This window comes from Arthrobacter sp. GMC3 (genome assembly GCF_002929305.1).
In the GTDB taxonomy this organism is placed as follows: domain Bacteria; phylum Actinomycetota; class Actinomycetes; order Actinomycetales; family Micrococcaceae; genus Specibacter.
In genome coordinates this window covers 110,084-133,931 of record NZ_PJIO01000002.1, presented here as the reverse complement: position 1 = coordinate 133,931, position 23,848 = coordinate 110,084, and the positions used below count along the sequence as shown (strand labels likewise).

General features: G+C 63.9%; 23 protein-coding genes. 7 read left to right on the top strand and 16 right to left on the bottom strand.

The window, feature by feature from the left end; all coding sequences use genetic code 11:
- Positions 1 to 31: 31 nt before the first annotated feature.
- Positions 32 to 1,462 (top strand): MFS transporter, encoded by a 1,431-nt coding sequence (locus CXQ94_RS03890; protein ID WP_104086914.1) that lies wholly within the window; start codon positions 32 to 34, stop codon positions 1,460 to 1,462.
- Positions 1,463 to 1,525: 63 nt separating this feature from the next.
- Here the strand turns inward: CXQ94_RS03890 and serS are convergent, their stop codons facing one another.
- Positions 1,526 to 2,803, bottom strand: coding sequence for a serine--tRNA ligase (gene serS, locus CXQ94_RS03885; protein WP_104086913.1), 1,278 nt, complete (start codon positions 2,801 to 2,803; stop codon positions 1,526 to 1,528).
- Between the two features lie 50 nt (positions 2,804 to 2,853).
- Here serS and CXQ94_RS03880 point away from each other — a divergent pair, with 50 nt between their 5' ends.
- On the top strand, positions 2,854 to 3,924 hold the full coding sequence (locus CXQ94_RS03880) for a diacylglycerol kinase family protein (protein WP_104086912.1): 1,071 nt from the start codon (positions 2,854 to 2,856) through the stop codon (positions 3,922 to 3,924).
- An 8-nt stretch (positions 3,925 to 3,932) separates the two neighbouring features.
- Here CXQ94_RS03880 and CXQ94_RS22440 read toward each other — a convergent pair whose 3' ends face one another.
- The 3 genes from CXQ94_RS22440 to CXQ94_RS03870 all read right to left on the bottom strand — a co-directional run bounded on the left by CXQ94_RS22440 (position 3,933) and on the right by CXQ94_RS03870 (position 5,539).
- Positions 3,933 to 4,106 carry a hypothetical protein gene (locus tag CXQ94_RS22440; RefSeq protein WP_181034062.1) on the bottom strand — a complete coding sequence of 58 codons (174 nt, stop codon included), beginning with the start codon at positions 4,104 to 4,106 and terminating at the stop codon, positions 3,933 to 3,935.
- Positions 4,107 to 4,227: 121 nt separating this feature from the next.
- On the bottom strand, positions 4,228 to 5,178 hold the full coding sequence (pheA, locus tag CXQ94_RS03875) for a prephenate dehydratase (protein ID WP_104086911.1): 951 nt from the start codon (positions 5,176 to 5,178) through the stop codon (positions 4,228 to 4,230).
- A 34-nt stretch (positions 5,179 to 5,212) separates the two neighbouring features.
- Positions 5,213 to 5,539: a rhodanese-like domain-containing protein gene (locus CXQ94_RS03870; protein ID WP_104086910.1), complete on the bottom strand. Its 327-nt coding sequence runs from the start codon at positions 5,537 to 5,539 to the stop codon at positions 5,213 to 5,215.
- Positions 5,540 to 5,719: 180 nt separating this feature from the next.
- Here CXQ94_RS03870 and CXQ94_RS03865 point away from each other — a divergent pair, with 180 nt between their 5' ends.
- The gene (locus CXQ94_RS03865) at positions 5,720 to 7,198 is read left to right on the top strand and encodes a peptide MFS transporter (RefSeq protein WP_258066672.1); all 1,479 of its coding nucleotides are present in this window, start codon (positions 5,720 to 5,722) and stop codon (positions 7,196 to 7,198) included.
- Positions 7,199 to 7,290: 92 nt separating this feature from the next.
- Here CXQ94_RS03865 and CXQ94_RS03860 read toward each other — a convergent pair whose 3' ends face one another.
- A complete protein-coding gene (locus tag CXQ94_RS03860) occupies positions 7,291 to 7,941 on the bottom strand; it encodes a DUF4190 domain-containing protein (RefSeq protein ID WP_104086909.1) in 651 nt (216 codons plus the stop codon).
- A 171-nt stretch (positions 7,942 to 8,112) separates the two neighbouring features.
- Between CXQ94_RS03860 and pgm the strand changes: the two genes are divergently transcribed.
- Positions 8,113 to 9,756 carry a phosphoglucomutase (alpha-D-glucose-1,6-bisphosphate-dependent) gene (pgm, locus tag CXQ94_RS03855; RefSeq protein ID WP_104086908.1) on the top strand — a complete coding sequence of 548 codons (1,644 nt, stop codon included), beginning with the start codon at positions 8,113 to 8,115 and terminating at the stop codon, positions 9,754 to 9,756.
- 291 nt (positions 9,757 to 10,047) lie between these two features.
- Here the strand turns inward: pgm and CXQ94_RS03850 are convergent, their stop codons facing one another.
- On the bottom strand, positions 10,048 to 10,983 hold the full coding sequence (locus CXQ94_RS03850; protein WP_104086907.1) for a cation diffusion facilitator family transporter: 936 nt from the start codon (positions 10,981 to 10,983) through the stop codon (positions 10,048 to 10,050).
- Positions 10,984 to 11,036: 53 nt separating this feature from the next.
- Here CXQ94_RS03850 and CXQ94_RS03845 point away from each other — a divergent pair, with 53 nt between their 5' ends.
- Complete coding sequence (locus CXQ94_RS03845; protein ID WP_104086906.1) at positions 11,037 to 11,351, top strand: helix-turn-helix transcriptional regulator; 315 nt, start codon at positions 11,037 to 11,039, stop codon at positions 11,349 to 11,351.
- An 11-nt stretch (positions 11,352 to 11,362) separates the two neighbouring features.
- Here the strand turns inward: CXQ94_RS03845 and CXQ94_RS03840 are convergent, their stop codons facing one another.
- Complete coding sequence (locus tag CXQ94_RS03840) at positions 11,363 to 12,232, bottom strand: class II glutamine amidotransferase (protein ID WP_104086905.1); 870 nt, start codon at positions 12,230 to 12,232, stop codon at positions 11,363 to 11,365.
- 223 nt (positions 12,233 to 12,455) lie between these two features.
- On the opposite strand from CXQ94_RS03840, the gene CXQ94_RS03835 reads away from it, so the two are divergent.
- Positions 12,456 to 13,760, top strand: a complete 1,305-nt coding sequence (locus CXQ94_RS03835) for a uracil-xanthine permease family protein (protein ID WP_104086904.1) — start codon at positions 12,456 to 12,458, stop codon at positions 13,758 to 13,760.
- 50 nt (positions 13,761 to 13,810) lie between these two features.
- On the opposite strand, the gene CXQ94_RS03830 is transcribed toward CXQ94_RS03835, so the two are convergent.
- The 5 genes from CXQ94_RS03830 to CXQ94_RS03810 are packed head-to-tail and all read right to left on the bottom strand — an operon-like array spanning position 13,811 to position 18,074.
- Entirely contained in the window at positions 13,811 to 14,926 is a 1,116-nt protein-coding gene (locus CXQ94_RS03830) for a glycerate kinase (protein ID WP_104086903.1), read from the bottom strand.
- A 29-nt stretch (positions 14,927 to 14,955) separates the two neighbouring features.
- The gene (locus tag CXQ94_RS03825; protein WP_104086902.1) at positions 14,956 to 15,735 is read right to left on the bottom strand and encodes a glycerophosphodiester phosphodiesterase; all 780 of its coding nucleotides are present in this window, start codon (positions 15,733 to 15,735) and stop codon (positions 14,956 to 14,958) included.
- 10 nt (positions 15,736 to 15,745) lie between these two features.
- Positions 15,746 to 16,555, bottom strand: coding sequence for an HAD family hydrolase (locus tag CXQ94_RS03820; RefSeq protein WP_104086901.1), 810 nt, complete (start codon positions 16,553 to 16,555; stop codon positions 15,746 to 15,748).
- Positions 16,556 to 16,591: 36 nt separating this feature from the next.
- Positions 16,592 to 17,125, bottom strand: a complete 534-nt coding sequence (locus tag CXQ94_RS03815) for a YbhB/YbcL family Raf kinase inhibitor-like protein (RefSeq protein WP_104086900.1) — start codon at positions 17,123 to 17,125, stop codon at positions 16,592 to 16,594.
- A 4-nt stretch (positions 17,126 to 17,129) separates the two neighbouring features.
- A complete protein-coding gene (locus CXQ94_RS03810) occupies positions 17,130 to 18,074 on the bottom strand; it encodes a carbohydrate kinase (RefSeq protein WP_104086899.1) in 945 nt (314 codons plus the stop codon).
- A gap of 104 nt (positions 18,075 to 18,178) precedes the next feature.
- Between CXQ94_RS03810 and CXQ94_RS03805 the strand changes: the two genes are divergently transcribed.
- Positions 18,179 to 19,285: a GTP pyrophosphokinase family protein gene (locus CXQ94_RS03805; RefSeq protein ID WP_104086898.1), complete on the top strand. Its 1,107-nt coding sequence runs from the start codon at positions 18,179 to 18,181 to the stop codon at positions 19,283 to 19,285.
- 124 nt (positions 19,286 to 19,409) lie between these two features.
- Here the strand turns inward: CXQ94_RS03805 and CXQ94_RS03800 are convergent, their stop codons facing one another.
- The 4 genes from CXQ94_RS03800 to CXQ94_RS03785 are packed head-to-tail and all read right to left on the bottom strand — an operon-like array spanning position 19,410 to position 23,821.
- Positions 19,410 to 20,873, bottom strand: coding sequence for an aldehyde dehydrogenase (NADP(+)) (locus CXQ94_RS03800; RefSeq protein ID WP_104086897.1), 1,464 nt, complete (start codon positions 20,871 to 20,873; stop codon positions 19,410 to 19,412).
- A gap of 2 nt (positions 20,874 to 20,875) precedes the next feature.
- Positions 20,876 to 22,369 carry an NAD(P)/FAD-dependent oxidoreductase gene (locus CXQ94_RS03795; RefSeq protein WP_104086896.1) on the bottom strand — a complete coding sequence of 498 codons (1,494 nt, stop codon included), beginning with the start codon at positions 22,367 to 22,369 and terminating at the stop codon, positions 20,876 to 20,878.
- Complete coding sequence (locus CXQ94_RS03790) at positions 22,366 to 22,659, bottom strand: (2Fe-2S)-binding protein (protein WP_104086895.1); 294 nt, start codon at positions 22,657 to 22,659, stop codon at positions 22,366 to 22,368. Before CXQ94_RS03790 ends, CXQ94_RS03795 begins: the two co-directional genes overlap by 4 nt.
- Positions 22,652 to 23,821: an FAD-binding oxidoreductase gene (locus CXQ94_RS03785; protein ID WP_104086894.1), complete on the bottom strand. Its 1,170-nt coding sequence runs from the start codon at positions 23,819 to 23,821 to the stop codon at positions 22,652 to 22,654. The genes CXQ94_RS03790 and CXQ94_RS03785 overlap by 8 nt, the downstream gene beginning before the upstream one ends.
- Positions 23,822 to 23,848 lie beyond the last annotated feature (27 nt).

Sequence of the window (23,848 nt, the reverse complement as noted above, 5' to 3'; positions counted from 1 at the left end):
CACAATCTCGAAGAAATGCTCTGGCCTCATCATGAAAAAGAACATCCCCGTCTGGCTGGCCATCACGGCCGCCTCAATCCCGGTTTTCATGGCAACCCTTGACAATCTGGTTGTCACCAACGCACTGCCCGTCCTCCACGAAAAGCTGGGCGCCGGCGTCGAGGAGCTTCAATGGGTGGTCAACGCCTACACGCTCAGCTTTGCAACCTTTATGCTGCTGGCCGTGGGCCTCGGCGACAGGTTTGGCCGCCGCCGCGTGTTCCTGGCAGGACTGGCCATCTTCACCCTGGCTTCCGCCGCGGCAGCACTGAGCACCGACCCCACCCAGCTGATTGCCGCACGCGCCGTGCAAGGGCTTGGCTCGGCAGCCATCATGCCGCTGTCGCTGACGCTGCTGGTGGGCTCGGTCAGCACCGCCCGCCGCCCCCTGGCGATTGGCATCTGGGGCGGCGTTTCCGGCCTGGGTGTGGCTCTTGGCCCGCTAATTGGCGGCGCCGTGGTGGAAGGCTGGAACTGGCAGGCCATCTTCTGGCTCAACGTGCCCGTGGGCATCGTGTCCCTGCCGCTGGTTCTACTCGCCCTGCCCAACAGCTTTGGCGCCCGTGTCCGGGCCGACGTCGTCGGGCTGCTGCTATCCGGCATTGGCCTGCTGGCCGTCGTCTTTGGGATCGTCCGCGGGAACGACGCCGGCTGGTCCAGTGCAGAGGTTCTGGCACCCCTGGTTGGTGGCGCCGTGCTGCTGGTGGCGTTCGTTCTTTGGGAGTCGCGAACTGCCTCCCCGCTGCTGCCGCTGCGCCTGTTCCACGACCGCAGCTTCACGGTTGCCAACATCACCGGGTTCACATTTAGTTTCGGCATCTTCGGATCGGTGTTCATCCTGATCCAGTTCCTACAGGTAGTGCAGGGATACAGCCCCTTGGAAGCGGGCGTCATGACCATGCCGTGGACCCTGGCCCCCATGTTCGTGGCCCCATTGGCGGGCATGTTGGCGCCACGACTGGGCACCCGGACCCTGATGGTGACGGGGCTGGCTCTGCTCACCGCGGGCATGTTTTGGCTCGCTGCGGTCCTCTCGGCCAACGTCTCTTACGCGATGATGGTTCCCGGATTTATTGCCGCCGGCATTGGCATGGGCTTGGTGTTTGCGCCGATGTCCACGGCCGTGCTGGCCAACATGCACCCCCACGACCATGCCAAGGCATCCGGGGCGAACTCCACCCTGCGTGAGGTGGGCGTGGCGCTGGGCGTGGCCGTTCTGACGGCGGTGTTTACCGGCGCCGGCGGACAGCTAACACCCACGGGATACGTCGACGCCGCCATCCCGGCCGTCTACGTGGGGGCCGCGGTTTTGGCGGTGGCCACCGTGGCCGCACTCTGGCTGCCGTCGCGGAGCCGGGCACGCTCCGTCGCCACGGCCATGGCAAATGACGAGGTGGTCCGGGAAACAGTGAACGCCGGGTAAATATCCACCGCGGTTTGCACAGTGTGAATATTTACCCGGCGTTCATGATGACGCAATAAATCCTTACAGGACCGGGAAGATTTCCATGCCACCCAGGTACTTGCGCAGGGCCACCGGAACGTTGACGGAACCGTCGGCGTTCTGGTGGTGCTCCAAGATGGCCACGATCCAGCGGGTGGTGGCCAGGGTCCCGTTAAGGGTTGCCACAGAACGGGTGCCGGCCTTGCTGCCGTCCTCGTTGGTCATCCGCTCGCGAATGTTCAGGCGGCGGGCCTGGTAGCTGGTGCAGTTGGAGGTGGAGGTCAGCTCGCGGTAGTTCTCCTGAGTGGGGACCCAAGCCTCGCAGTCGAACTTGCGAGCCGCGGAACCACCAAGATCACCGGCGGCAGTGTCGATGACGCGGTACGGTAACTCCACCTTGGCCAGCATGTCCTCTTCCCAGGCCAGCAGGCGCTGGTGCTCCTCGGCGGCCTTTTCAACAGTGGTGTAGACGAACATTTCCACCTTGTTGAACTGGTGGACGCGGATGATGCCGCGGGTGTCTTTGCCATGCGAGCCGGCCTCGCGGCGGTAGCACGATGACCAGCCAGCGTAACGAACGGGCTCGGCCACATCGATAATCTCGTTGCCGTGGTAGCCGGCCAGGGCCACCTCGGAGGTGCCCACCAGGTAAAGGTCGTCGTCGGCCAAACGGTAAATCTCGGCGTCGTGCTCCACGTCAAAGCCGGTCCCGGCCATGGTCTCGGGCAGCACCAGGGTGGGGGTGATCATGGGGGTGAAGCCGGCCTCGATGGCCTGGTCCATGGCCATCTGCAGCAACGCCATTTCCAGGCGGGCACCCACTCCCTTGAGGAAGTAGAAGCGCGATCCGGAGACCTTGGCGCCACGTTCCATATCGATGGCACCGATCAGCTCACCAATTTCAAGATGATCCTTGGGCGCGAAGTCGGGGAATTCGCGCGGCGTTCCGACGGTCTTGACAACAATGTAGTCGTCCTCGCCGCCTTCGGGGACGCCGTCGGAGATGAGGTTGGGCATGCTGCGAACCAGGGCGTCTTGCGCGGCGCTGGCGGCGTCGGAGGCCGCGGAGGCGGCCTTTACCTGCGCGGAGAGCTCCTTGACCTCGGCCAGCAGTGCCTGCTTTTCTTCGCCCTTGGCCTGCGCAACTTTCTTACCGAAAGCGTTTTGCTCGGCACGCAGCGCTTCGAAGGAGCTGATGGCAGATTTCCTGGCGGCGTCGGCGGCAATAATGGCGTCCACCACCGACGGTTGGGCCCCGCGAGCACTTTGGCTGGCGCGGTACTTTTCGGGATTTTCGCAGAGGTCTCTTACATCGATCACACCCTAAGCCTAACCAATCAAAGTGTGTCCACCGGTATGGTTAGAGAATCATGCCAACTGAAGCCCTCATCGCCATCATTGTGATCGTTTTCCTGCTCGCTGTCGGATTCAGTTGGCTAGGTGTTCGCAAGCTCGCCCAAAAGCACACGCGCAGTGCCGTGGCCGAGTCCCCGCACAAGATTCATGCGGCGGCGCAGAAGGTCTTTTTCATCTACAACCCGACCAAAAATGGCGCCGAGGCTGCCAAGACCTTGCTGCTGCGCTCCACCGCGCTGGCGGGCTGGCCGGTGCCGACTTTCCTGGAGACCACCGCCGAGGACCCCGGCTACGCAATGGCGGACCACGCGCTTGAGGCCAAGGCCGACGTCGTTATTGTGGGCGGCGGCGACGGCACTGTGCGCGCCGTGGCCCAGACCCTTCGCCACACGGAGGTGTCGATGGCGATCATCCCGCTGGGCACCGGAAATCTGCTGGCACGGAACCTGGAGCTTGATGTCAACGACATCGCCGCCAGCGTGGAAATCGCCTTGTTTGGGCATCAGCGGCACATCGATGCCGGGCTGATGGAAATTGAGAATGAGATCACCGGGGCCATGTCCAAACAGTCATTTATGGTGATTGCCGGGCTGGGTATGGACGCCGAGGTCATGAATGACACCAACGCGAAACTGAAGGAATCGGTGGGCTGGCTGGCGTACAGCGAGGCCGGGCTGCGGCACATGGTGGGGCGGCGCAAGAAGGTCAGCATTGTCATGGATGGCCAGCCTGCCCAGCAGCGCAAGGTCCGTTCCGTGTTGTTTGCCAATTGCGGGTTGCTGCCTGGCGGGATCGATTTTGTCCCCGACGCTCTCATTGACGACGGCGTCCTAGACGTGGTGGTGGTGAGCCCCCGCAGCGCGCTTGGTTGGATTGCGATGGCAGGGAAAGTGGTGTTCCAACACAACAACCGCCTGCCCGTCATTGACTTTTACCGCTCACAAAACCTGGTGATTCGTACCGTGCTGCCTGTTGAGACGCAGGTCGACGGCGACCCCTCGGGGACCGCCACCATGGTTAAGGTCAGCGTTGAGCCGAAAGCGGTACTTGTGCGCGTTGCCGCGCCCAACCACCCGGCACTGTAGCAGTTGACTTAGTCGGTTTCGGGGCGCATGGATTGCTCCTTGATGAGCCGCTGCTCTTCGTCAAAGCGAAGTTCGTTCGCTTCGTCACCCTCGTCCCCCACCGATGTGTCACGGCCTTCGTTGCGGTGCGGGTTGACGATGGTGCCTTCGTCGCTGCTGTCCTTGGATCCTTGCCGTTCCATTGCTGACTCACCCGGTTTCTAAGTACTGCCAAAACTGTTTAGAGCACGTTGTGTCGTACCGATAGTCACAGCATAGGCTTCCCGGGGCCCGCGGAGAAGAACCAGGAGGCCCCAGTTCCAGCTATGGTGCCGAGGTAAGCAGACCGTCCACCCAGGCACCCGATTCCTCAAAGGCCGAGTCGGAGTTGTAGGCGCGGATCAGCGGCGGCTGCTTGTCGGCGCGGGGGTAAGAACCCAGGAAGAGCATGTCGGGGCTGACCCGGTGAAGGCCGCGAAGGGCGTCGGCAACCCGCGCGTCGCGAATGTGCCCATCCACGTCCACGCTGAAGACATAGTGTCCCAGGTACTTACCCGTCGGCCTGGATTCGATCCGGCTGAGGTTGACGCCGCGGCTGGCGAATTGTTCCAGAATGGCCATCAGAGCACCCGGATGGTCCTTGGGCAGCGGAATGGCAAGTGTTGTCTTGTCCGCACCCGTGGGTTCCGGCAACGCCCCCGGGAGGCCGACCAGCACAAAACGGGTCACCGCCCCCAAATTGTCCTCGATGCCAGCGGCCAAAATGCTTAGCCCCGTCTGCTCGGCAACCAAGGGAGCGCAGACGGCAGCCTGGAACGCAGTCCCGCCGGCCACCAGATCGTGGGCGGCCGCCGCCGTCGAATTCGCTGGTACATGCACGGCATGGGGCAGGTGGTCCTGGAACCAGTCGCGGGTCTGCGCCCACGCATGCGGATGGGTTCCCACCGCGGTGATGTCGGCCAGAGTCACGCCGGCAGGTGCCACCAGGACGAAGCTAACAGGCACCACTACTTCATGCAGAATCCGAAGTTGCGTGCCGCCGGAAATGGCGTCCAAGGTTGCGGGCACCCCGCCCTCAATGGAATTCTCGATCGGCAACATGGCAGCAAACGCCTCACCAGAACGCACCTTGGCAAGAGCAGAAGAAGCGTTGGTTGAGGGAACCCTCTGCGCTTCGCCTGCACCGGGAACCTGCAAAAGTGCTGACTCGGTAAATGTCCCCTCCGGCCCAAGGTAGGTGTAGGGCAAGGTGGATGGGCCGGGCGCGGAAGTCATGGGGAACCTGTCTGGTGAGTAGGAAGAGCCGGTCTTAGAGGACGCGCGGGGTTTCGCCGTTCTCGGACGTCATGGACTTCTCCGCCTCAAACCAGGCACCCATTCCACCAATGACGTTGAACGCGGAGTAACCGTTTTCGGTCAACCAGGTGGTGGCCCGAAAAGAACGGCCACCCGTGCGGCAAATGACAAACAGATCGGTATCGGGGTCCAATTCCTCAAGGCGGGCCGGCAATTGCTCGAGCGGAATGTGCAAGGCACCGTCAACGTGGCCCGCCTCCCACTCGTAGTCTTCGCGAACATCCAAAATCACGGCGTCCTGACCCAACTCGGAAACGGTGACGTTCATGATCTCTGACATGGCTTCAATCTCCTACAAAATAAGCGTGTTCTTGCTATCAAGCGTAACGCCCGAGGTGCCAGGACCGAGCGAAGCAAGGGCTGGGCGAGCGGTTGGCGCTAGCGCCGGGGCCGATACTGCAAGCAGGCCAAATAGCGGACAAATGTGACGTACGGCCGTCATAATGCGAAAATTGGTCAAGTGAGCTCAAAAGACAGCCAGGCCGACTTAGATCAGGCCGACCAAAAACCCCGCGATACATCGTTCTTTGGGCAGCCGAAAATGCTGCTCAACCTCTTCAGCGTCGAGCTGTGGGAACGGTTCTCCTTCTACGGCATGCAGGGCATCCTCGCCTACTACATGTATTACACAGTCACCGATGGTGGCCTCGGCATCGACAAGGTCACCGCACTGGGCATTGTGGGCGCCTACGGTGGCGGCGTCTACCTGTCCACCATTTTGGGTGCCTGGGTAGCCGACCGACTCCTGGGCTCCGAGCGTGTGTTGTTCTTCAGCGCCATCTTGATCATGGCCGGACACATTTCTCTCGCCGTCTTGCCCGGAGCCGTCGGTTTGACCGTCGGGTTGATCCTGGTTGGCATTGGTTCCGGTGGTTTGAAGGCCAACGCCACAGCTTTGGTCGGTACCTTGTATGCCAAGGACGACAATCGCCGTGACGCCGGATTCTCCATCTTCTACATGGGTATCAACATTGGTGGCCTCGTTGGCCCGTTGGTCACCGGCTGGTTGCAGGTCACCTGGGGTTTCCACGTCGGCTTCGCCGCTGCCGCTGTCGGCATGGCGCTGGGCTTGATCCAGTACTCGCTGACGCGCAAGAACTTGCCGGCATCGGCTCACCACATCCCGAACCCGTTGCCGAAGTCCGACTACCTGAAGGTGGGCATCCTCGCGGGTGTCGCCGTCGTCCTGATCGTCCTGGCGGTTGCCTTCAAGCTGATCACGGCCGAGAACCTGAAGTGGATCATCGTCACGGTAGTCATCTTGGCCGCTATCGCCTACTTTGCCGTGATTCTGAGCAACAAGACCCTGACGTCCGTGGAGCGCAGCCGCGTGTTCTCGTTTATGCCGTTGTTCCTGGCCAGCGCCGTGTTCTGGTCGCTCTTCCAGCAGCAGTTCACGGTTGTGGCCCTGTATGCGGATACTCGCCTGGACCGCACCGTATTCGGCTGGGAAATGCCGCCGAGCTGGGTGACCTCCATCAACCCGGTCTTCATCATCATCCTGGCCGGCGTGTTTGCCGCCCTGTGGACCAAGTGGGGTGCCCGCCAGCCGGGTACGCCGATCAAGTTCTCGGCTTCTCTGGTGGTCATGGGCCTTGCCTACCTGGCGTTCATCCCGTTCGCGGGCATGGCTGCCGTGCCGTTGCTGGCCATCGTGTTCATCCTCTTGCTGTTCACGGTTGCCGAGCTCTTGCTCTCCCCCGTGGGCCTGTCCCTGGCCACGAAACTGGCCCCGGCCGCGTTCCAAACCCAGATGGTTGCCTTGTTCTTCCTGTCCGTGTCACTGGGTACGGCCATGTCAGGCGTCCTGGCCCAGTGGTACGACCCCGCGAATGAGACCCCGTACTTCCTGGTGATCGGCCTGGTCTCCATCGCTTTCGGCGTGCTGTTGTTCCTGCTGCAGAAGCCCATCAAGAAGCTCATGTCCGGCGTCATGTAAGCGATTTCTTAAAACGACGGCGGCACTTGCCTTTCGCATCAGCGAAGGGCAAGTGCCGCCGTCGTTTTAAGACTTTAGTTTCCAGTGCTGGCCTACAGGCCAGAACCCAACCATGTGTAGGGCTCCGAAGAGGGGCTGTAGGACTCTGTTCCCATGACGGACCAGATGAAGATGAGGAACAAGTAGAGGCCACCATAAACCAGCAGTGCCAAGTAGTTGGTGATCAACCCGGTGATGGAGAACGGCTTTCCCTGGGGGCTTTCCTTGCTCAGGCCAATATGTCCGAGCACGATGCCGATGATTTGCGGAACGATGAGCCAGCCCGCAATGAACAGCGACGACAGCCCGATGATCATGCTGGCCAGGCTCATGCCACGGGGGCCGCTTGTCGCATCAATGTACCCCGGGCCACCCTGGTAGTACGTGGGGGCAGCAAATTGGGGTGCGCCAAATTGTCCCGGAATGGGAGCACCGTACGGGTTTTGGATGGGCTGGCCGTGCTGATCCAGCGGCGGCAAACCATAAGGCTGAGCAAAAGGTTGCCCGTAGGGGTCCTGATTCACCTGCCCATAGGGCGGCTGGAAGGGTGCCTGCGGATTGTTGAATTGCTGGTTTTGGCCCTGGAAATCGGCGGGCGGCGCGTCGAAGACGGGCGGCGCAGCGGGGGCGGGCGCGTATCCGGGCGGAGTGTAGTCCTGCGGCATTCCAGGCTGGTACTGCGGTTGCTCCGGCTGGTTCGACACGGGTGGCTCCTAGCGGAAATGACCCTCCACGCGGAGTGTCTGACTTGATGGTGGGAAACTTGCCTTCCATCGTAGTCCAGCATTTGAATCATCCGGCATTTGCCCGCCGGTTAATCGTCCACACTGTGATAAATAAGTGCGCAGGCTTGGACGCTCTGTCATGCTGGGGGCATGGCTAGCCGCGCGGGCACTGTTGCCCTTCCCCAAGACCTCGTTGATCTGACTGCATTGTTGGATGCCTACTACGACCTGAAACCGGATCTCAATGATCCCGGCCAGCGGGTGGCCTTTGGCACCTCCGGACACCGCGGCACATCGCTGAAAACCTCCTTTAATGAAGCCCACATTGCCGCCATCACCCAGGCCATCGTGGAATACCGCAACGGCCAAGGCATCACCGGCCCCCTGTTCATGGGCAAGGACACGCACGCCTTGAGTGAGCCGGCACAAAACACGGCTCTTGAGGTGTTGGCGGGCAACGGCGTCGAGGTCCTCATCGACGCCCGTCACGGGTACACGCCCACACCTGCCGTCTCACACGCCATCCTCACGTACAACAAGGGACGCACGGAAGGGCTGGCCGACGGCATCGTGGTGACACCGTCGCACAATCCGCCCGGCGACGGCGGCTTCAAGTACAACCCCCCGCACGGTGGCCCGGCCGACTCCGATGCGACCGGTTGGATCGCCAACCGCGCCAACGAACTCTTGGAAAATGAGCTCCGCGGAGTCCGCCGCATGGCGTTGGCCCAGGCGCTGCACGCGCCGACCACAGGCAAATTCGACTACCTCTCAAGCTATGTTGACGACCTCCCGTCCGTGCTGGACCTTGACGCCATCCGCGCGGCGGGCGTCCGTATTGGCGCCGATCCCATGGGTGGCGCGTCCGTTGATTACTGGGGAGAGATTGGCGAACGCCACAACCTGGACCTGACGGTGGTCAACCCCACCGTGGATCCGCAGTGGTCATTCATGACCCTGGACTGGGATGAGAAGATCCGCATGGATTGCTCCTCCCCCTTCGCCATGGCGTCGCTGATCAACAAACTCACTGCTGGCGCGCCCTACGACATTGCCACCGGGAACGACGCCGACGCCGACCGCCACGGCATCGTCACCCCGGACGCTGGGCTGATGAACCCCAACCACTACCTGGCCGTAGCGATCCAGTACCTGTACACGCACCGCGAACAATGGCCGGCAACCGCCAGCGTTGGCAAGACACTGGTGTCCTCCTCCATCATCGACAGGGTTGCCACCGACCTTGGCCGGCAACTGGTTGAGGTCCCTGTGGGCTTCAAGTGGTTTGTGCCCGGGCTGCTGTCCGGGGAGGGAGTGTTTGGCGGCGAGGAATCCGCTGGTGCCTCCTTCGTCAAGCGAGACGGCTCAGTCTGGACCACCGACAAGGACGGTATCTTGCTGGCTCTGCTGGCCTCTGAGATCACGGCCGTCACCGGCAAGTCACCCTCGGAGCACTATGGCGAGCTGACCGCCCGCTTCGGAGCGCCGTCGTACGCCCGCATCGACGCGGCCGCCACTCGCGAGCAAAAAGCCGCCCTCGGTAAGCTCTCAGCAGCCGACGTCACGGCCACCACGCTGGCCGGCGAACCCATCACCGCCAAACTGACCGAGGCCCCCGGCAACGGCGCCGCCATCGGCGGGCTGAAAGTCACCACGGAGAACGCCTGGTTCGCGGCCCGCCCCTCCGGCACCGAGGACGTGTACAAGATCTACGCCGAATCCTTCAAGGGCCCCGAGCACCTCGCCCAAGTCCAGGCCGAAGCGAAAGCCCTAGTCGACGGCGTCATCTCCTAACCCGACTGCGGACCCGGCCCTTTCGCCGAATCGGCATTTTTCCGGCGACTATCCGACACGTCGGCCGCGGACGGCCTTTGGTGTCTCCTTTACGTCGCCTACAAAAAATGTCGACTCCGGCTTCAGCGCAGAGGTCCGCTGTGGTGGAGACATCACCGGATCGGCGGAGGAGCCGGCGTTTCCGTAGGCCGCGTCAGGGAGACCGTAAGGCCGCCCGCGGCCGTCGGTCGGAAAGCGGCCGAGGGAATGCCGGTCCGCAGCCGGGCAGGTCTAGACGCCGGTCCGCACGAGTTAGTGGTGGACGCCGGATTCGTGGTCTACGTGACCTAGTGGTTCGAGCTGGAACGTTGAGTGTTCCACGCTGACGTCAAAGTGGCTGGCCACGCATTTTTGCAGCGCGTCCAGCATTTTGGGTGCGTGGCCGTCGTGGAAGCATTGCGCATCCACGACGACATGGGCGGAAAGCACGGGCAGCCCGGTGGCGATTTGGCTGGCATGGAGGTCGTGGACCTCGTGTACGTGGTCGAGTTCGAGGATGTGCTCGCGGACCTTGGCCAAATCCAGTCCGGCGGGTGTCGATTCCAGCAGCACGCCAACGGTTTCCAGCAGAAGTTTTACGGTGCGCGGCAGGATTAGCACGCCAATGAGCATGGCAACCACGGCGTCGGCCTGCATCCAGCCTGTCAAGGCAATCACCACCGCGGCAACGATGACGGCTACCGAGCCGAGTGCGTCGTTGACAACCTCGAGGAACGCCGCACGCATGTTGAAGTTCTTGCTGCGTCCGCCCATCAGAACGAACATGGAGATGACGTTGCCGAGGAGCCCAATGGCTCCGAAAACGATCATCTCGCTCGAGGCAATCTCGGTGGGATGAAACAGCCGTTGCACGCCTTCGACCAGGACAATGAGTCCGACGGCGAGCAGGACGGCCGCCTGCGCCGTGGCGGCAAGCACTTCTGCGCGGGCAAAGCCCCAGGTGCGTTTGCTGGTGGCGGGCCGGGCCATCAGCCGGGCCGCCAGCAGGGCCATGGCAAGCCCACCGGCATCGGTCAGGACGTGTGCGGAGTCAAAGAGCAGCGCCAGCGATCCTGTCACCAGTGAGCCAATGACTTGCAGGACAAAGACGGCTAGCGTAACGCCCAGCGCAATGGCGATGCGTCCCTGGTGGCTTTCGCCTGGCGCGCCAGCGTGCGAATGGCCGTGTGAGTGATCGTGTCCTGACATGACTCAATAGTACATCCAACGCTGAATCCAGCAAAGCGTGTATCATATTGAGAATGAAGTCCATTAGCAACGCGGCGGTACTGGCCCGCTTTGGCTACGCCATCTCGGACCCCACACGGGCGCAAATCCTCATGGAGCTCGCCGTTGCCCCCACCTATCCCGCCGCGTTGGCCGAGAAACTCGGCGTTTCACGCCAAAGCATCTCCAACCACCTCTCCTGCCTGCGCGAATGCGGACTAGCCGTGGCAGTGGCGCAGGGCCGCCGGTCCCGGTATGAACTAGCCCATCCAGCCCTGGCCCACGCACTCAACGATCTCCTCGGCGTCGTACTCCAGGTTGACCCCGAGCACCACCCCCAGCAGGCCTAGACCCCCAAGATCTATGGGTCGGCAGGGCTTCCAGGCACAGCCGTCCCCGGATCCGGCAACACCAGCCGCCGCACCGGATCATGCAGCAGTGGCCGGCTGCTCCGAGATTCGAGGTTCGCACCAACATGGAGCAATTCCCCGGGTTCCATGAGCCGCCAGCCGGGGTCGCCGTCCATGGGCTCGGTGGCTATGACCACGGAACCTTTGCTGTCCAGGGCACGGCTGTGTCCGTGGATTCTGGAGCTGTCCACTGCCAAGGGCTGTCCGCGTCGATGCCCGCCAGGAGCCCGTTCCAGGATGAACAGTTCATGCGTATCCGGATACCGCAGAGCCCACAAATCGCTCGCGGTGGTAATGATGAGATTCAGGCTGTAGACAGGCAGGTTCGCCGCAATCCAACCCAGAGCGGCAGAAATACCTGACCGCAGGTCGCCGTCTGAGCGTCTGGTTTCCAAGGTGATCAGCGCGAACATCCGCTCACTGTCAGTCTGACCAAGGACAAGATCCTTGCCACCAAGTTCGGTCAGCCTGGCATCCAGCGTGTCCAATTCACCAAAGGCGCCGTTGTGGGCGAACAGCCGACCGTCCTGCTCGAAGGGGTGCGTGTTCGCTTCGGTGTGGGCGCCCGTGGTGGCGTACCGGACGTGCGCAACAAAGGTTTTGCTTTTGAGTTCACGCGCCTCCGTGGCAAAGACCGCGTCGTCATATGCGGCCAGCGCCTGCTTGAAAACTGCCGGCACGCCGCCCGCATCAAACACCCCAATCCCGGTGCCGTCGGGTTCACGCCGGCTTTGCACGGATAGGCTGTCCGGGGCCTTAAGTAGCCAGAACGTTGCCTTCACCGGCTCCGCCCCGGCATGCAAGCCAAAGAGTCGACACATACGGCGCTCCTTCATCTTGATCAAGGAAACCGGGCGGTTCGAGGGAAAACCACCGCCCCTACCGTGATCCTAGCTGCGCTGGCGGTTGCGGTGTACCGCCGTGGCCCCTTGCAAAAAGAAATCCGCTCCGGAGGCGGCCACAAATGCCGCTATTCTTATCGATGATCACGCACTGCTGCGCTTAAGCGCAGATGATGAGGGCATTGCACAGGAAAGGCACGCTATGAGTTTGTTGGGCACTAAATGGAGTATCCACGGGGACGGCAAAACAATTGAGCCAGGACAGGTGGTCTCGCCCGACGAACGGTTGAGCTGGCCGCGCACCATCGGCATTGGTCTCCAGCACGTGGTGGCCATGTTTGGCGCAACCTTCCTGGTGCCTCTGATCACCGGCATGCCGCCGGCAACCACCTTGTTCTTCTCCGGTATTGGCACCATTTTCTTTTTGATCCTGACCCGCGGTCGCGTCCCCAGCTACCTGGGTTCCAGCTTCGCGTTCATCGCCCCGATCCTGGCCTCGCAGCAGCAATTTGGCGTGGCCGGTGCCTTGGGTGGCGTGGTGGTTGCTGGCGTGACTCTTGCTGTGATTGGCCTGGTGGTGCAAAAATTCGGCGCTTCGTGGATCAACCGGCTTATGCCGGCACCGGTCACCGGGACCATTGTGGCGTTGATCGGGCTCAACCTGGCTCCGGCAGCATGGAACAACGTCAAGCTGGCCCCTGTCACGGCGGTCATCACCCTTGCGGTCATCATCTTAGTCAGCGTCCTTTTCCGCGGAATCCTAGGCCGCCTGGCGATCCTGGTGGGCGTGGTGATCGGCTACCTCGTGGCCGTCATGCGCAGCGAGGTGGACTTCTCCAAGATCAACGACGCCAGCTGGATCGGTCTCCCCCACTTCCAGACACCCACGTTCCACTTTGCCGTCCTTGGCCTGTTCATCCCCGTGGTGTTGGTGCTGGTGGCAGAGAACATCGGCCACGTGAAGTCTGTTGCGCTAATGACAGGTGAAAACCTTGACCCCTACGCCGGCCGCGCCTTGATTGCCGACGGCGTTGCCACCACTCTGGCAGGCTTCGGCGGCGGCTCGGGCACCACCACCTACGCGGAAAACATTGGCGTCATGGCCGCCACCAAGGTGTACTCCACCGCAGCCTACTTTGTGGCTGGCATCGCGGCACTTTTGCTGAGCTTCTCACCCAAATTCGGGGAATTGATTGCCACCGTCCCCGTTGGTGTTCTGGGCGGCGCGGCCACACTCCTGTACGGCATGATTGGCGTCCTGGGAGTGCGCATCTGGGTGCAGAACAAGGTCAACTTCTCCAACAACATCAACTTGACCACTGCCGCCGTCGCCCTGATCATCGGCGTCGCCGACTTCACCTGGACCATCGGCAACCTGCAGTTCGCTGGCATCGCGCTCGGAACCACCGCCGCCCTGGTCATCTACCACGGCATGAACGCCCTGGCGAAGTGGCGCGGCACCGCCACCGACCCGTTGGAGCCGGAAAAGGAAGCCGCAGCGCACTAGGCCTCGCCACAGCTACACGGCGGTGGCTTGTTCCACCAGCGGTTCGGGGGCTAGATACCGTTGAGCGCTTCGGAGGTTGCCAGGGTGGTGTAGCGGGCGGCGGCGGCCAGGGCAGCCTCGGGCGATCCTGCCACGTCGGTGGCGCTGACGGCCGCAACCACACCGTGCTTGGCCAGTTCGGCCGGTGTCACGGTGATCCGTCCGGCAACCACGACGACGGGTAGTCCCCTCGCGTGGGCGGCGTCGGCAACACCGATGGGCGCCTTCCCGGACAGGGACTGCTCATCCATTGACCCTTCGCCGGTGATGACCAGGTCGGTGTCGTCCAAGGCCGCATCCAGCCCGATCATCTCGGACACCAGGTCAAAGCCGCGCTCAACAGTGGCGCCAGCATAGGCCAGGAAGAGGGCCGGGAACCCGCCGGCGGCACCGGATCCGGCAATGTCGACGTCCACCCCGGTGGCTTCCCGGACCAGGGAGGCCAGGTGACGGAGCCCGGCGTCGAGCTTCTCCACGGCGTCGGCGTCGGCACCCTTTTGGGCGGAGAAGACATGGGCTGCGCCGTTGTAGCCGAACAGCGGGTTGTCCACGTCAACTGCCATCCGCACCTTGACCGCGGCAAGTCGCGGGTCCAGGCCGGTGGCGTCGATGGCAACCACATCGAGCAGGGACCCGCCACCCAACGGCACCAGATTTCCTTGGGCGTCCACCAATTTCAGGCCCAAGGCACGCAGCGCACCGGAGCCGGCATCGGTCATGGCCGACCCACCCAGGCCCAAGATAATTTCGGTGGCACCGGCCTCGAGCGCAGCGACAATCAGCTGCCCGGAACCGTAGGAATGGGCGCGCAGCGAGTTTTCCACCGTGGGTTCGCACAGCAGATAGCCGCTGGCTTGTGCCGTCTCAATGACAGCCACGTGGCTCTGCGGGTGGAACCCCCACACGGCGCCGGCGGGCTTGATAATGGGCCCCACCACCGTGTTGAATCGTTCCTCGAAACCTGCGGCCACGGCCGCTTCAAGGGTGCCTTCGCCGCCGTCGGCCACTGGCAACGTTGTCACAACGGCCTCGGGGTAGACGCGCAGCGCCCCCTCGCTCATGGCGGCGGCCGCCTCGACGCCTGTCAGGGTGCCCTTGAACTTATCCGGTGCAATCAAAATTCGCATGGTTCCATCCTGCCAGCCCGGGGCCCATGTTACGGTGCCGGCCAGTATCCGCGCGCCCGCATGACGTCCGCGAGCAGGTCAGCCCTGTCGGTCATGATGCCGTCCACGCCCAGGTCAAAAAGTTCGTTCATCTGCGCCGGATCGTTGATGGTCCAGACATGGATTTTCAGCCCCAGCCGGTGGGCCCGCGTCACGGATCGCCGCGAGACGAGGTTCAGCTTCCCGAAGCTGCGCGGGATCTGCAGCACATCCACGTCGTGCATGAGCGCCCGCATGAGCCGGGCCGGCAGCCAGGGGCCCAGCAGGGCGTAGGCGGCCATCAGATTCCTGCCCGGCGAACTCGCCACCGGCTTGCTCAGCCTAGCCAGCACCTGACGCCGGCGTTTATCGGAGAACGACGCCACACAGACCCGGTCATGCAGGCCAAGTTCCTCAATGAGCGCCGCGAGCGTGGCCACCGATCCGGCGTCCTTGACGTCAATGTTGAACCGTGCGGTGGGTAGCGCGGCAAAGAATTCGCGCAGCGTGGCGATAGGCTCCCGCCCGCCAATCAGGGCTTTGCGGACTGCCGTGTAGGGCAGTTGGGCTATCAGCCCTGCCTGGTCTGTGGTCCGGTCCAAGGAGGCGTCGTGGAAGACCACGGTCACCCCGTCGGCCGTGGTGTTGATGTCGGTTTCAACGTACTGGTAGCCCTGAGCGAGCGCGGCGGTGAACGCCGCAAGCGAGTTTTCCAGCCCGTCCAAGGAGAATCCTCGATGCGCGATCGCCACCGGATGGGCCGACCCCAGGTACGGCTTCGTCTCGTCCACAGCCGCCTCCCTATGCCAGGTGGAGCGCGGCCAGGCGTGCCTCGATGACTTGGGCCACGCCGTCGTCCTCAAAGCGCGGAGCCGTCAGCCGGGCGGCCGCCAGGGCATCCGGATGCCCACTCGCCATGGCATAGCCGGCACCGGCCCAGGCCAGCATTTCAATGTCATTGGGCATGTCGCCAAATGCCACTACGTCGGCGGCGTCAATGCCGCGCGCGGCGGCGTATTCGGCGAGCGTGACGGCCTTGTTGACGCCCAGTGGGCCCATTTCCAGCAGAGCAATTTCGGGGGCCGAGTGGGTGACCGAGATGAGCTTGCCGATGCTGGGGGTGACCAGGTTCATGAATTCATCAGCGTTGCCGGAATGCAGCACGGCCAGCATTTTCACGATCCCGCCATCAGCCATGTCAGGGGTCAGTGCCGAGGGGATGATTCCTACCCCGAAAGGCGAGGTGTGGTTGCCGTAGAAACCATCTTCAACGTGGAGACCGGTGAGGGACTCCAGAGCGAAGTAGGGCTTCGGGGCGAGGCTCATGACAATGGTCCGGACCTGGTCCACGGTGTCCCAGTCCAGGACGTGGGAGTCGATAACGCACTCGCTGCTGAGGTCGTAGGTCACGGCGCCGTTGGAGCAGATGGCAGTTCCGGTGTGCCCGATTTGTTCACGGATCGGGTCAAGCCAGCGCGGCGGGCGGCCCGTGACAAACACGATCTCGACCCCCGCGGCCGCAGCCCTCGCGAAGGCCTCGATGGTCCGCTGGCTGATGGTGCCGTCGTGGCCCAGGATGGTTCCGTCAATGTCACTGGCAATTAAGCGCATACCCAAGGCTACCGAACTTCCGCTCACCGCCGCCCGCTACGCCTCGAAGACGCCCGTCAGGCGGGCCCGCGCCAGGGTGTGAAAATGCAGGTTGAAGCCCAGTACTGCCGGGGTGGCATCCGCCGGCAACTCAAGCGAGGCCACGTCCACGGCGTGCACCACCAGCATGTACCTGTGGGGACCATGCCCGGCGGGAGGGGCCGAACCCATGTATCCGGGGAACCCGGCGTCGTTCTTTAGGGTCAACGAACCAACGGGCAGGCCGGCCGATTCGCGAGCATCGCCTGCACCTTCTACCAGGCTCGTCACGGACGCCGGCACGTCGGCCACGGCCCAGTGCCAAAAACCGGAAGCTGTGGGCGCGTCGGGGTCGAGCATGGTGATGGCAAAGCTGCGGGTGCCGGCAGGGAACCCCGCCCATGACAATTGCGGGGACAGGTCCAGGCCGCCCGGATGCCCGCCAGCATTGACCTGTGCCAAGGGCATTGTGGCCCCGTCTGTGAGGGAGGTGCTGGTGAGTGTAAAGCCCGGAACAGGGGTGAGGAATGTGTAGGGGTCGTAGTCGTACATGTGCTCAGCCTTCCAAGAGTTCGGCGTGGGTGGGCGGATTGGCACCGGCCCGGGAAACGGTGATCGCAGCCGCGCGGGCGGCATAGCGGAGCACTTCCTCCAACTGTTCGCAGCTGATGGCGCAGAGGGCTGGACGGCGTTGGGCGCCATCGAGTTCCCGCTCAACCAGGGCTGCCAACAAGGCAGCCATGAACGAGTCCCCCGCGCCCACGGTGTCCACCACGGTGGTGGCTGGCACCGCGCATTGGGCCTCACCGGCAGCGCAAACAGCCCACGGGCCGCCTCCTCCCTGGGTGACAACCACTACGGCGGGACCTTCCTCTCCTGCCAACGCCAGCCAGGTGCGGGCCGATTCCAGCGGGTCCACGCCCGGGTACAGCCAGGCCAGGTCCTCATCGGAGGCCTTCACGACGTCGGACAGCCTGACGAACTTCTCCGCCTGCGCCCGAGCATAGTCAACGTTGGTGATGATACTGGGCCGGCAGTTGGGGTCATAGGAAATGGTGGCCGAAGGGTGCGCCGCGACCACTGCCGCAAACACCTGCTCCGCTCCGGGCGCCAGCATGGTGGCAATGGAACCGGTGTGCAGCAACGTGGTGGCGGTGAGCATGAAGTTCGGGGCGCCACCGGGGCCCGGGGCCACGGCTGGCAGTTCCCAGGTCAGCGAAAATTCGTAGCTGGCGGCGCCTGCGTCATCCAATACGGCACGGGCAACGGAGGTTGGGTGCGCGTCCGGGGCCACCGGGACCAGCACGTCATTTTCGCGCAGGTGCCCCGCCACCATGTCACCGTAGGCGTCACGGCCAAAACGACCAAGAAATTGCACGGGGTGCCCCAGCCGCGCCAGCCCCACCGCCACGTTCAGGGGACTTCCCCCAACGTGAGGGAGCGCCGCCTGACCCGGGCGCACTACTTCATCGATCAGGGCCTCACCAATTACCGTCAGCATGGCACCAGCCTACGGCCATCCCTGGAAAGACTGCCGAAAGAACAGGAGGTGAGCATTGGGTGCGTCGCTCGCGCAGCAGGGTCGTGACGTTTAGGCTCGAAGACATGAGTAGCTACTGGGAGCGCCTGGACGATTCGCTGCGTCCGTCCGTCATCGCCTCCGTCGCCGCGTACGAACGTGCCCGGCCACAGTTGGAACGGGTCACCGCGGAGATGGAATCTCTGGTTCGCGAGGTCATGGAAGAGGCCGAAGACAAGCCGCTTTTCATCACCAGCCGCACCAAATCCGTTGAATCTTTCCGGGAAAAGGCCTCACGCATGGTGGCCCCGGAGCCCGACTCCGCGCCCGCCCTGCAATTTCCGGAGCCGTTGCGCAACCTGACCGACATGGTGGGCGTGCGTGTCATCACCACCCTTCCCGGTGAGAATGCGCAGGCCGCGAACCTGATCAAGCGCCGTCGAAGCATTTTTGACTGCCGCGGCGACAGGGAAAAGGACATCGGCTCCATCGAGTCCGGCACGTATGGGTACTCCAGCCGCCACCTGATCCTGCGCAGCATCCAAAATGACATGGTGAAGGCCTATCAGGAGGTGCTGGATCCGGAGACAAAGGCCAACGGCAGCTACCTGTTCGAGTGCCAGATCCGCACCGTGTTTGCGCATGCGTGGAGCGAGATTGAGCACGATATCCGCTTCAAAGCACAGGATCCACGCGCCTGGAGCCCCTACTTTGACCGGCAGTTCACCGCCACGGCGGCCATGCTGGAGACCGTTGAGCAGGCATTTTCGGAGCTGCACGACAGGTATGAGACTGTCACCAGTTTTTGGGATGCCGACGGCGAGGGCAAAGTTTCCCTGACCCCCAACCGGATCAAAGCGGTCTGGCAGACGCTTCTGCCGCACGTCGACAGGAAGGCCGACGACGACTGGGGCTGGGCTGCGGAGCTGGTTGCCGCGCACGGACTCACCAAGACGATTGACCTGGCGGCACTGCTGCAGCCCAAGATCATCTCCAATGTGCGCAAGGCCCTAGACCACAGGTACTCCCCCGGCCCCGACCGGCTGCTCGATGACCTATTGCTGTGGCAGTTTGGCCAGTCCCACATCGACCTCACGGCCGAGGATCCGGCCCTGGAGCAGACACCCCGCCGCGACAGTTTGCAACGCCGCCACCAGCAGATGCAGCGCTACCGCAAGGCCTCCGGCTTCTAGCCACGAGGGGTGGCTGGCTGGCTTTTTCGTAGGCGACGTCAAGGAGGCCTGAGGCCGCCCGCGGCCGACGGCCGGGAAGTCGCCGAGAAAAAGCCAGCTTGCCACCCGATCCCCGCGATCGAGCTCAGATAGCGAGCGCGCCGTTCACCCGTTGTGGGATCCCCAGCGGGTTCTCATCGCGCAGGGCGCCGGGCAGCAGGTGCGCGGGCAGGCCCTGGTAGGCCACCGGGCGCAGGAAGCGGCTGATGCTCGCGGTACCCACGGATGTGGAGGTGGGCGCAGTGGTGGCAGGGTACGGTCCGCCGTGTTGCTGCGCGTACGTGACCGAGACTCCGGTGGGCCACTGGTTCCACAGCACCCGGCCCGCCTTGCCGGCCAGTACCCGCACCAATTCGGGTGCAACGGCGTCTGTATCCTCGCCCTGGATGGTGGCTGTCAGCTGGCCGTCGAGGATGCGCGCCACGGCAAGTAGCTCTTCCTCGGACTGGTAGCTGGCAACCAGGGCCGACGGGCCGAAGCATTCGGTGATCAAGCCCTCGGGATCGGCAAGCAATGCTGAGGCCGTGGTGACGCTCAGGGCCGGCGCAGGCGGGAACGCGAGGATGTCCTCGGTCCCACCCAAGGGGGCGACGGCGTCGTGCTTCAACAATTCCTCAAGCGAGGCGGTGTAGCCGGACTGGATCCGCTCGTTGAGCAGCATGGCCGGTGCCGGGCGAGAGGCCTCGGATAGCTCCGCAACCATCGACGACGCTTCGGGCACCAACAAGATGCCCGGTTTGGTGCAGAACTGGCCGGCGCCCATGGTGAAAGAGGCCACGAACTCGGACACGATCTCCGGGCCACGGGCAGCGGCGGCCGCCTCGGTGACGAATACGGGGTTCACGCTGCCCAATTCGCCGTAGAACGGGATCGGCTCCGGGCGGGAGTTAGCCAGGTCAAACAGGGCACGCCCGCCGGGGATGGAGCCTGTGAACGCCCCGGCCTTGATCCGCGGGTCAAGGAGCGCATCCCGGCCTCCCTGGGTGCCGTACACCAACGCCAGCAAGCCCTCGGGGGCGCCCGCCTCGCGGAGAGCGTCAGTGGCGATGCGTCCGACGGCGGCCGACAGACGCGGGTGCCCCGAGTGCACCTTCACGACGACTGAGCACCCGGCGGCGAGCGCCGAACAGGTGTCCCCACCCAGGACGCTGAAGGCAAACGGGAAGTTGCTGGCGGCAAACACCAGCACCGGGCCAAGTGGTTCAAGGACGCGGCGAATGTCGGGGCGGGCGCCCATGGGCCAGGCGGCGTCGCCATGGTCAATGCGGGCATCAAGGTAGCCGCCATCTGCCAGCATTTCGGCGAAGAGCCGCAGCTGGAACGTGGTGCGTTTCAGCTCCCCGTTCAGCCGGGCGGTCGGCAAGTTTGTCTCTTCCTGGGCCACGGGGACCAGCTCCGGCGCGGCGGCGTCAAGGGCGTCGGCAATGGCCACGAGGGCGCCCGCCCGCTCGGCGGCCGTGCGCTGGGCCCAGTCAGCGCTGGCGGCATCCGCGGCGGCGAGAATATTCTCGAGTTCCTCGGCAGTGGTGGTGTCGGTGTGCGCAGTCATGGTCACAGTCCTTCGTCGGGGTTGCAGGGGGTGGGAATGGCAGGGGTCAGGGCGGCCAGCTGCCCCAGGGTCACGGGGGCGGCGAGCGTTCGCTTGGCCATGGAGCGCAAGTCATCGGCCGACGTCGGGCACCCGGCAAAATCCGCAGCAATGGACGCGGTGGCGAAGCCGCATACGCGCCCCTGGCACCAGCCCATGCCGGGGCGGGCGAAGGACTTCAGGCTGCGGGCGTCTTGCGCACCGAGTTCCGTGTGGGCGTCGCACAAGGATCCGTAGCTGACTTCCTCGCAACGGCACACCACGGTCTCGGGCGTGAGCCAGCTGTGCCAGCGGGCCGGGACGGGGTTGGCCCGGTGCATGGCCACGGCGAATGCGCGCAGCCTCTCGCGGTTGCGTTGCAGTTTGGCTATCCGCCCACCCAACGTGGCATTGCCAGCGCTGGACTGCCCCGCCTCTGCTGCCACGCACAGGGCGGCAAGTTCGCCCTCCACCACTGCCATGGCCGCGCCACCCACGCCCGTAGCTTCTCCCGCCACACTGACACCCGGCACGGAGCTTCTCAAGCGCTCGTCGACCACGGCGATAAGTGAATCGTCAACGTCGACGGCGGTTTCTGCCCCCGCGGCCAGCACCAGTTCCAGCTGGGCGGTGAAACCCCAGCCCAGGGCCACGAGATCGCACGGCACCCGCCGGCCCGTCCCCGGCAGCACCGAACCGTCTGCAGCCAACTTGGCGATGGTGACCGCCTCCACCTTGTCATTTCCATGAATCGCCGTCACCGCCGTACGCACACGGTAGGGGATCCGGTGTTTGGCCAGTGCCGCCGCATACTCAAGACCTTCCGGACCCTTCTCCGGCGCCTGAACGGCCCCGCGCAGGTTCTTCAGCCAGCCGGTGGGACTGTTGGCCTCACAAATGGCGGCCACCTTCACACCAGCCGTGGCAAGGCCGGTGGCTACGGGTAGCAGGAATGGTCCTGTTCCACCGACGACGGCGACGGTTCCTGCCGCTGTCCGGTTGCCTTTCAGGAGTGCCTGGACTCCCCCGGCTGCCATGACACCGGGCAGGTCCCAGCCCGGAATGGGAAGCTGACGGTCGTAGCCGCCGGGGCACAAGATGATGTGGCGTGCGGTGACCACTTCCGGAGCGTGCGAATCATGGGCCACGGTGGGCGTCAGTCGCAGGGTTGTTGCCGAGGTGCCAGGTTCAATGAGCCACACCTGGGTGTTGCGCCAATACTCCACGGCCCCCTTATCCTCGAGAGCGTAGAGGCGGGCCCGTAAGTCCGCAAAGCGCTTCCAGTCATGGTGGCCATCACTTTCCCCCACCGTGGTTCCGGCGGCGGCTGCGGCCGCCTCGTCGGGGTGACGCCAAAACTGTCCGCCGGGTTGCGTTCCGGCATCCACCAAAACGACTGTCAAACCCGACTCTGCCGCGTTGACGGCTGCGGCCAGGCCGGCCGGCCCCGCCCCCACAATTGCCACATCAAATCTCATGCTGCTCCCCCGCCCTGCGTGGGCGTTTCGGGGCCGCCGGGTGCACACCCGGTGTCAAGGGTCATGCCGTCCCGCACGGGAGTGAGGCAGGCGCGTTGGTTGGGGACGCCGTCGACCACCAACAGGCAGTCGAAGCAGATGCCGATGCCGCAAAACAAGCCGCGGGGGCGCCCTTCGTTGCGCGTGGTCCGCCACGCGGAAATCCCGGCGTCAGTCAGCGCTGCGCCCACCGTTTGCCCGGGGCGGGCCGGCAGGGGCATGCCATCGAGTGAAAGCTGAATTTCAGGCATGGGCTTCCTGTCGCAGGGAGTCGAAACGTTCAGGGGCAAAGGGTGACAGGTCCATGGCTGGCGCGGTCCCGGTTAGCGTGGCAGCGATCAGCGCTCCCGTGCCCACCGAGAGCCCAATGCCAGCACCCTCGTGCCCGCAGGCGTGCCACAGCCCGGGCGCCCGGGGATCGGGCCCAATGACTGGCAGGTGGTCCGGACAGTACGGGCGGAATCCGGAGTAGCTGCGCAGCGCCAAAACGTCCGCCAGAAAGGGGAAAAGTGCGATTGCCTTGTTTGCCATCTCGGCCAGAACCAGCGGGTTGACGGACTTCTCAAAGCCCACCCGTTCACGGCTGGAACCGATCAGGATGGTGCCCCCGCGCGTCCCCTCAACAACGGGGGAGGTTTGCAGACCGGCGTAGGAACTTGCCACATTGTCCACATATTCGGCCGCGTAAACCTTGTGGCGGACCAGCTCAGGGAGCGGCTCAGTCACCATGACGTATCCCTTGCGCGGCAGCACCGGGACATCGACGCCGGCAAGTTCGGCAATGGCCGCACCCCAGGTACCGGCGGCGTTCACCACGGCGGGGGCTGCGATGGTTCCCTGGCTGGTCACCACGCCCGTAACGGCGTCACCCTGGCGCACAAATGACGTGACCTTGGTGTTGGTGTGGACTGTGGCGCCCATGCCGCGGGCCAGCCGGAGCAGGTGTGCCGCTGCCAGCATGGGCTGAACCTGGGCATCCTGCGGGTAAAAGGCTCCCCCCGCCATTCCGTTGGCCAGGTGGGGTTCGTAGTCCTTGAGGTTGGCGGCATCCACGAGTTCGACGTCGATCCCTACGTTTCGCTGCCGGGCCGCCAACCGCGTCAAATTCTCCTGCGTCCCCGGCTTAGCGGAAACCACAAGGCCACCCTTGGACTCGAATTCCCACAGGTGGCCAAATTCGGCCAGTTCCCCGCGCCACAACGTTTGCGAGTACTGGGCAAGGGAGAGTTCCGGGCCGGCTTCCTTGTCTGAGACCAAAATGTTGCCTTCGCAGGCGCTCGAGGTCCCGCCGGCAATGGGTCCGCGGTCCACAACGGCGACTCTGAGCCCTGCTTGCGCGGCAAAATAGGCGCACGCGGCGCCTACGGCACCGGCACCAATGACCACAACGTCTGCGAATCGAGGAAGATTCATACTCAGTAGTATGTCACATTTTACTCA

What these genes read in the sequence shown, in the direction of transcription:
- CXQ94_RS03890 (WP_104086914.1), top strand. Translation starts at nt 32, where the DNA reads ATGAAAAAGAACATCCCCGTCTGGCTGGCCATCACGGCCGCCTCAATC.
- CXQ94_RS03880 (WP_104086912.1), top strand. Translation starts at nt 2,854, where the DNA reads ATGCCAACTGAAGCCCTCATCGCCATCATTGTGATCGTTTTCCTGCTC.
- CXQ94_RS22440 (WP_181034062.1), bottom strand. Translation starts at nt 4,106, where the DNA reads ATGGAACGGCAAGGATCCAAGGACAGCAGCGACGAAGGCACCATCGTC.
- pheA (WP_104086911.1), bottom strand. Translation starts at nt 5,178, where the DNA reads ATGACTTCCGCGCCCGGCCCATCCACCTTGCCCTACACCTACCTTGGG.
- CXQ94_RS03870 (WP_104086910.1), bottom strand. Translation starts at nt 5,539, where the DNA reads ATGTCAGAGATCATGAACGTCACCGTTTCCGAGTTGGGTCAGGACGCC.
- pgm (WP_104086908.1), top strand. Translation starts at nt 8,113, where the DNA reads ATGGCTAGCCGCGCGGGCACTGTTGCCCTTCCCCAAGACCTCGTTGAT.
- CXQ94_RS03850 (WP_104086907.1), bottom strand. Translation starts at nt 10,983, where the DNA reads ATGTCAGGACACGATCACTCACACGGCCATTCGCACGCTGGCGCGCCA.
- CXQ94_RS03845 (WP_104086906.1), top strand. Translation starts at nt 11,037, where the DNA reads ATGAAGTCCATTAGCAACGCGGCGGTACTGGCCCGCTTTGGCTACGCC.
- CXQ94_RS03840 (WP_104086905.1), bottom strand. Translation starts at nt 12,232, where the DNA reads ATGTGTCGACTCTTTGGCTTGCATGCCGGGGCGGAGCCGGTGAAGGCA.
- CXQ94_RS03835 (WP_104086904.1), top strand. Translation starts at nt 12,456, where the DNA reads ATGAGTTTGTTGGGCACTAAATGGAGTATCCACGGGGACGGCAAAACA.
- CXQ94_RS03830 (WP_104086903.1), bottom strand. Translation starts at nt 14,926, where the DNA reads ATGCGAATTTTGATTGCACCGGATAAGTTCAAGGGCACCCTGACAGGC.
- CXQ94_RS03820 (WP_104086901.1), bottom strand. Translation starts at nt 16,555, where the DNA reads ATGCGCTTAATTGCCAGTGACATTGACGGAACCATCCTGGGCCACGAC.
- CXQ94_RS03815 (WP_104086900.1), bottom strand. Translation starts at nt 17,125, where the DNA reads ATGTACGACTACGACCCCTACACATTCCTCACCCCTGTTCCGGGCTTT.
- CXQ94_RS03810 (WP_104086899.1), bottom strand. Translation starts at nt 18,074, where the DNA reads ATGCTGACGGTAATTGGTGAGGCCCTGATCGATGAAGTAGTGCGCCCG.
- CXQ94_RS03805 (WP_104086898.1), top strand. Translation starts at nt 18,179, where the DNA reads ATGAGTAGCTACTGGGAGCGCCTGGACGATTCGCTGCGTCCGTCCGTC.
- CXQ94_RS03800 (WP_104086897.1), bottom strand. Translation starts at nt 20,873, where the DNA reads ATGACTGCGCACACCGACACCACCACTGCCGAGGAACTCGAGAATATT.
- CXQ94_RS03795 (WP_104086896.1), bottom strand. Translation starts at nt 22,369, where the DNA reads ATGAGATTTGATGTGGCAATTGTGGGGGCGGGGCCGGCCGGCCTGGCC.
- CXQ94_RS03790 (WP_104086895.1), bottom strand. Translation starts at nt 22,659, where the DNA reads ATGCCTGAAATTCAGCTTTCACTCGATGGCATGCCCCTGCCGGCCCGC.
- CXQ94_RS03785 (WP_104086894.1), bottom strand. Translation starts at nt 23,821, where the DNA reads ATGAATCTTCCTCGATTCGCAGACGTTGTGGTCATTGGTGCCGGTGCC.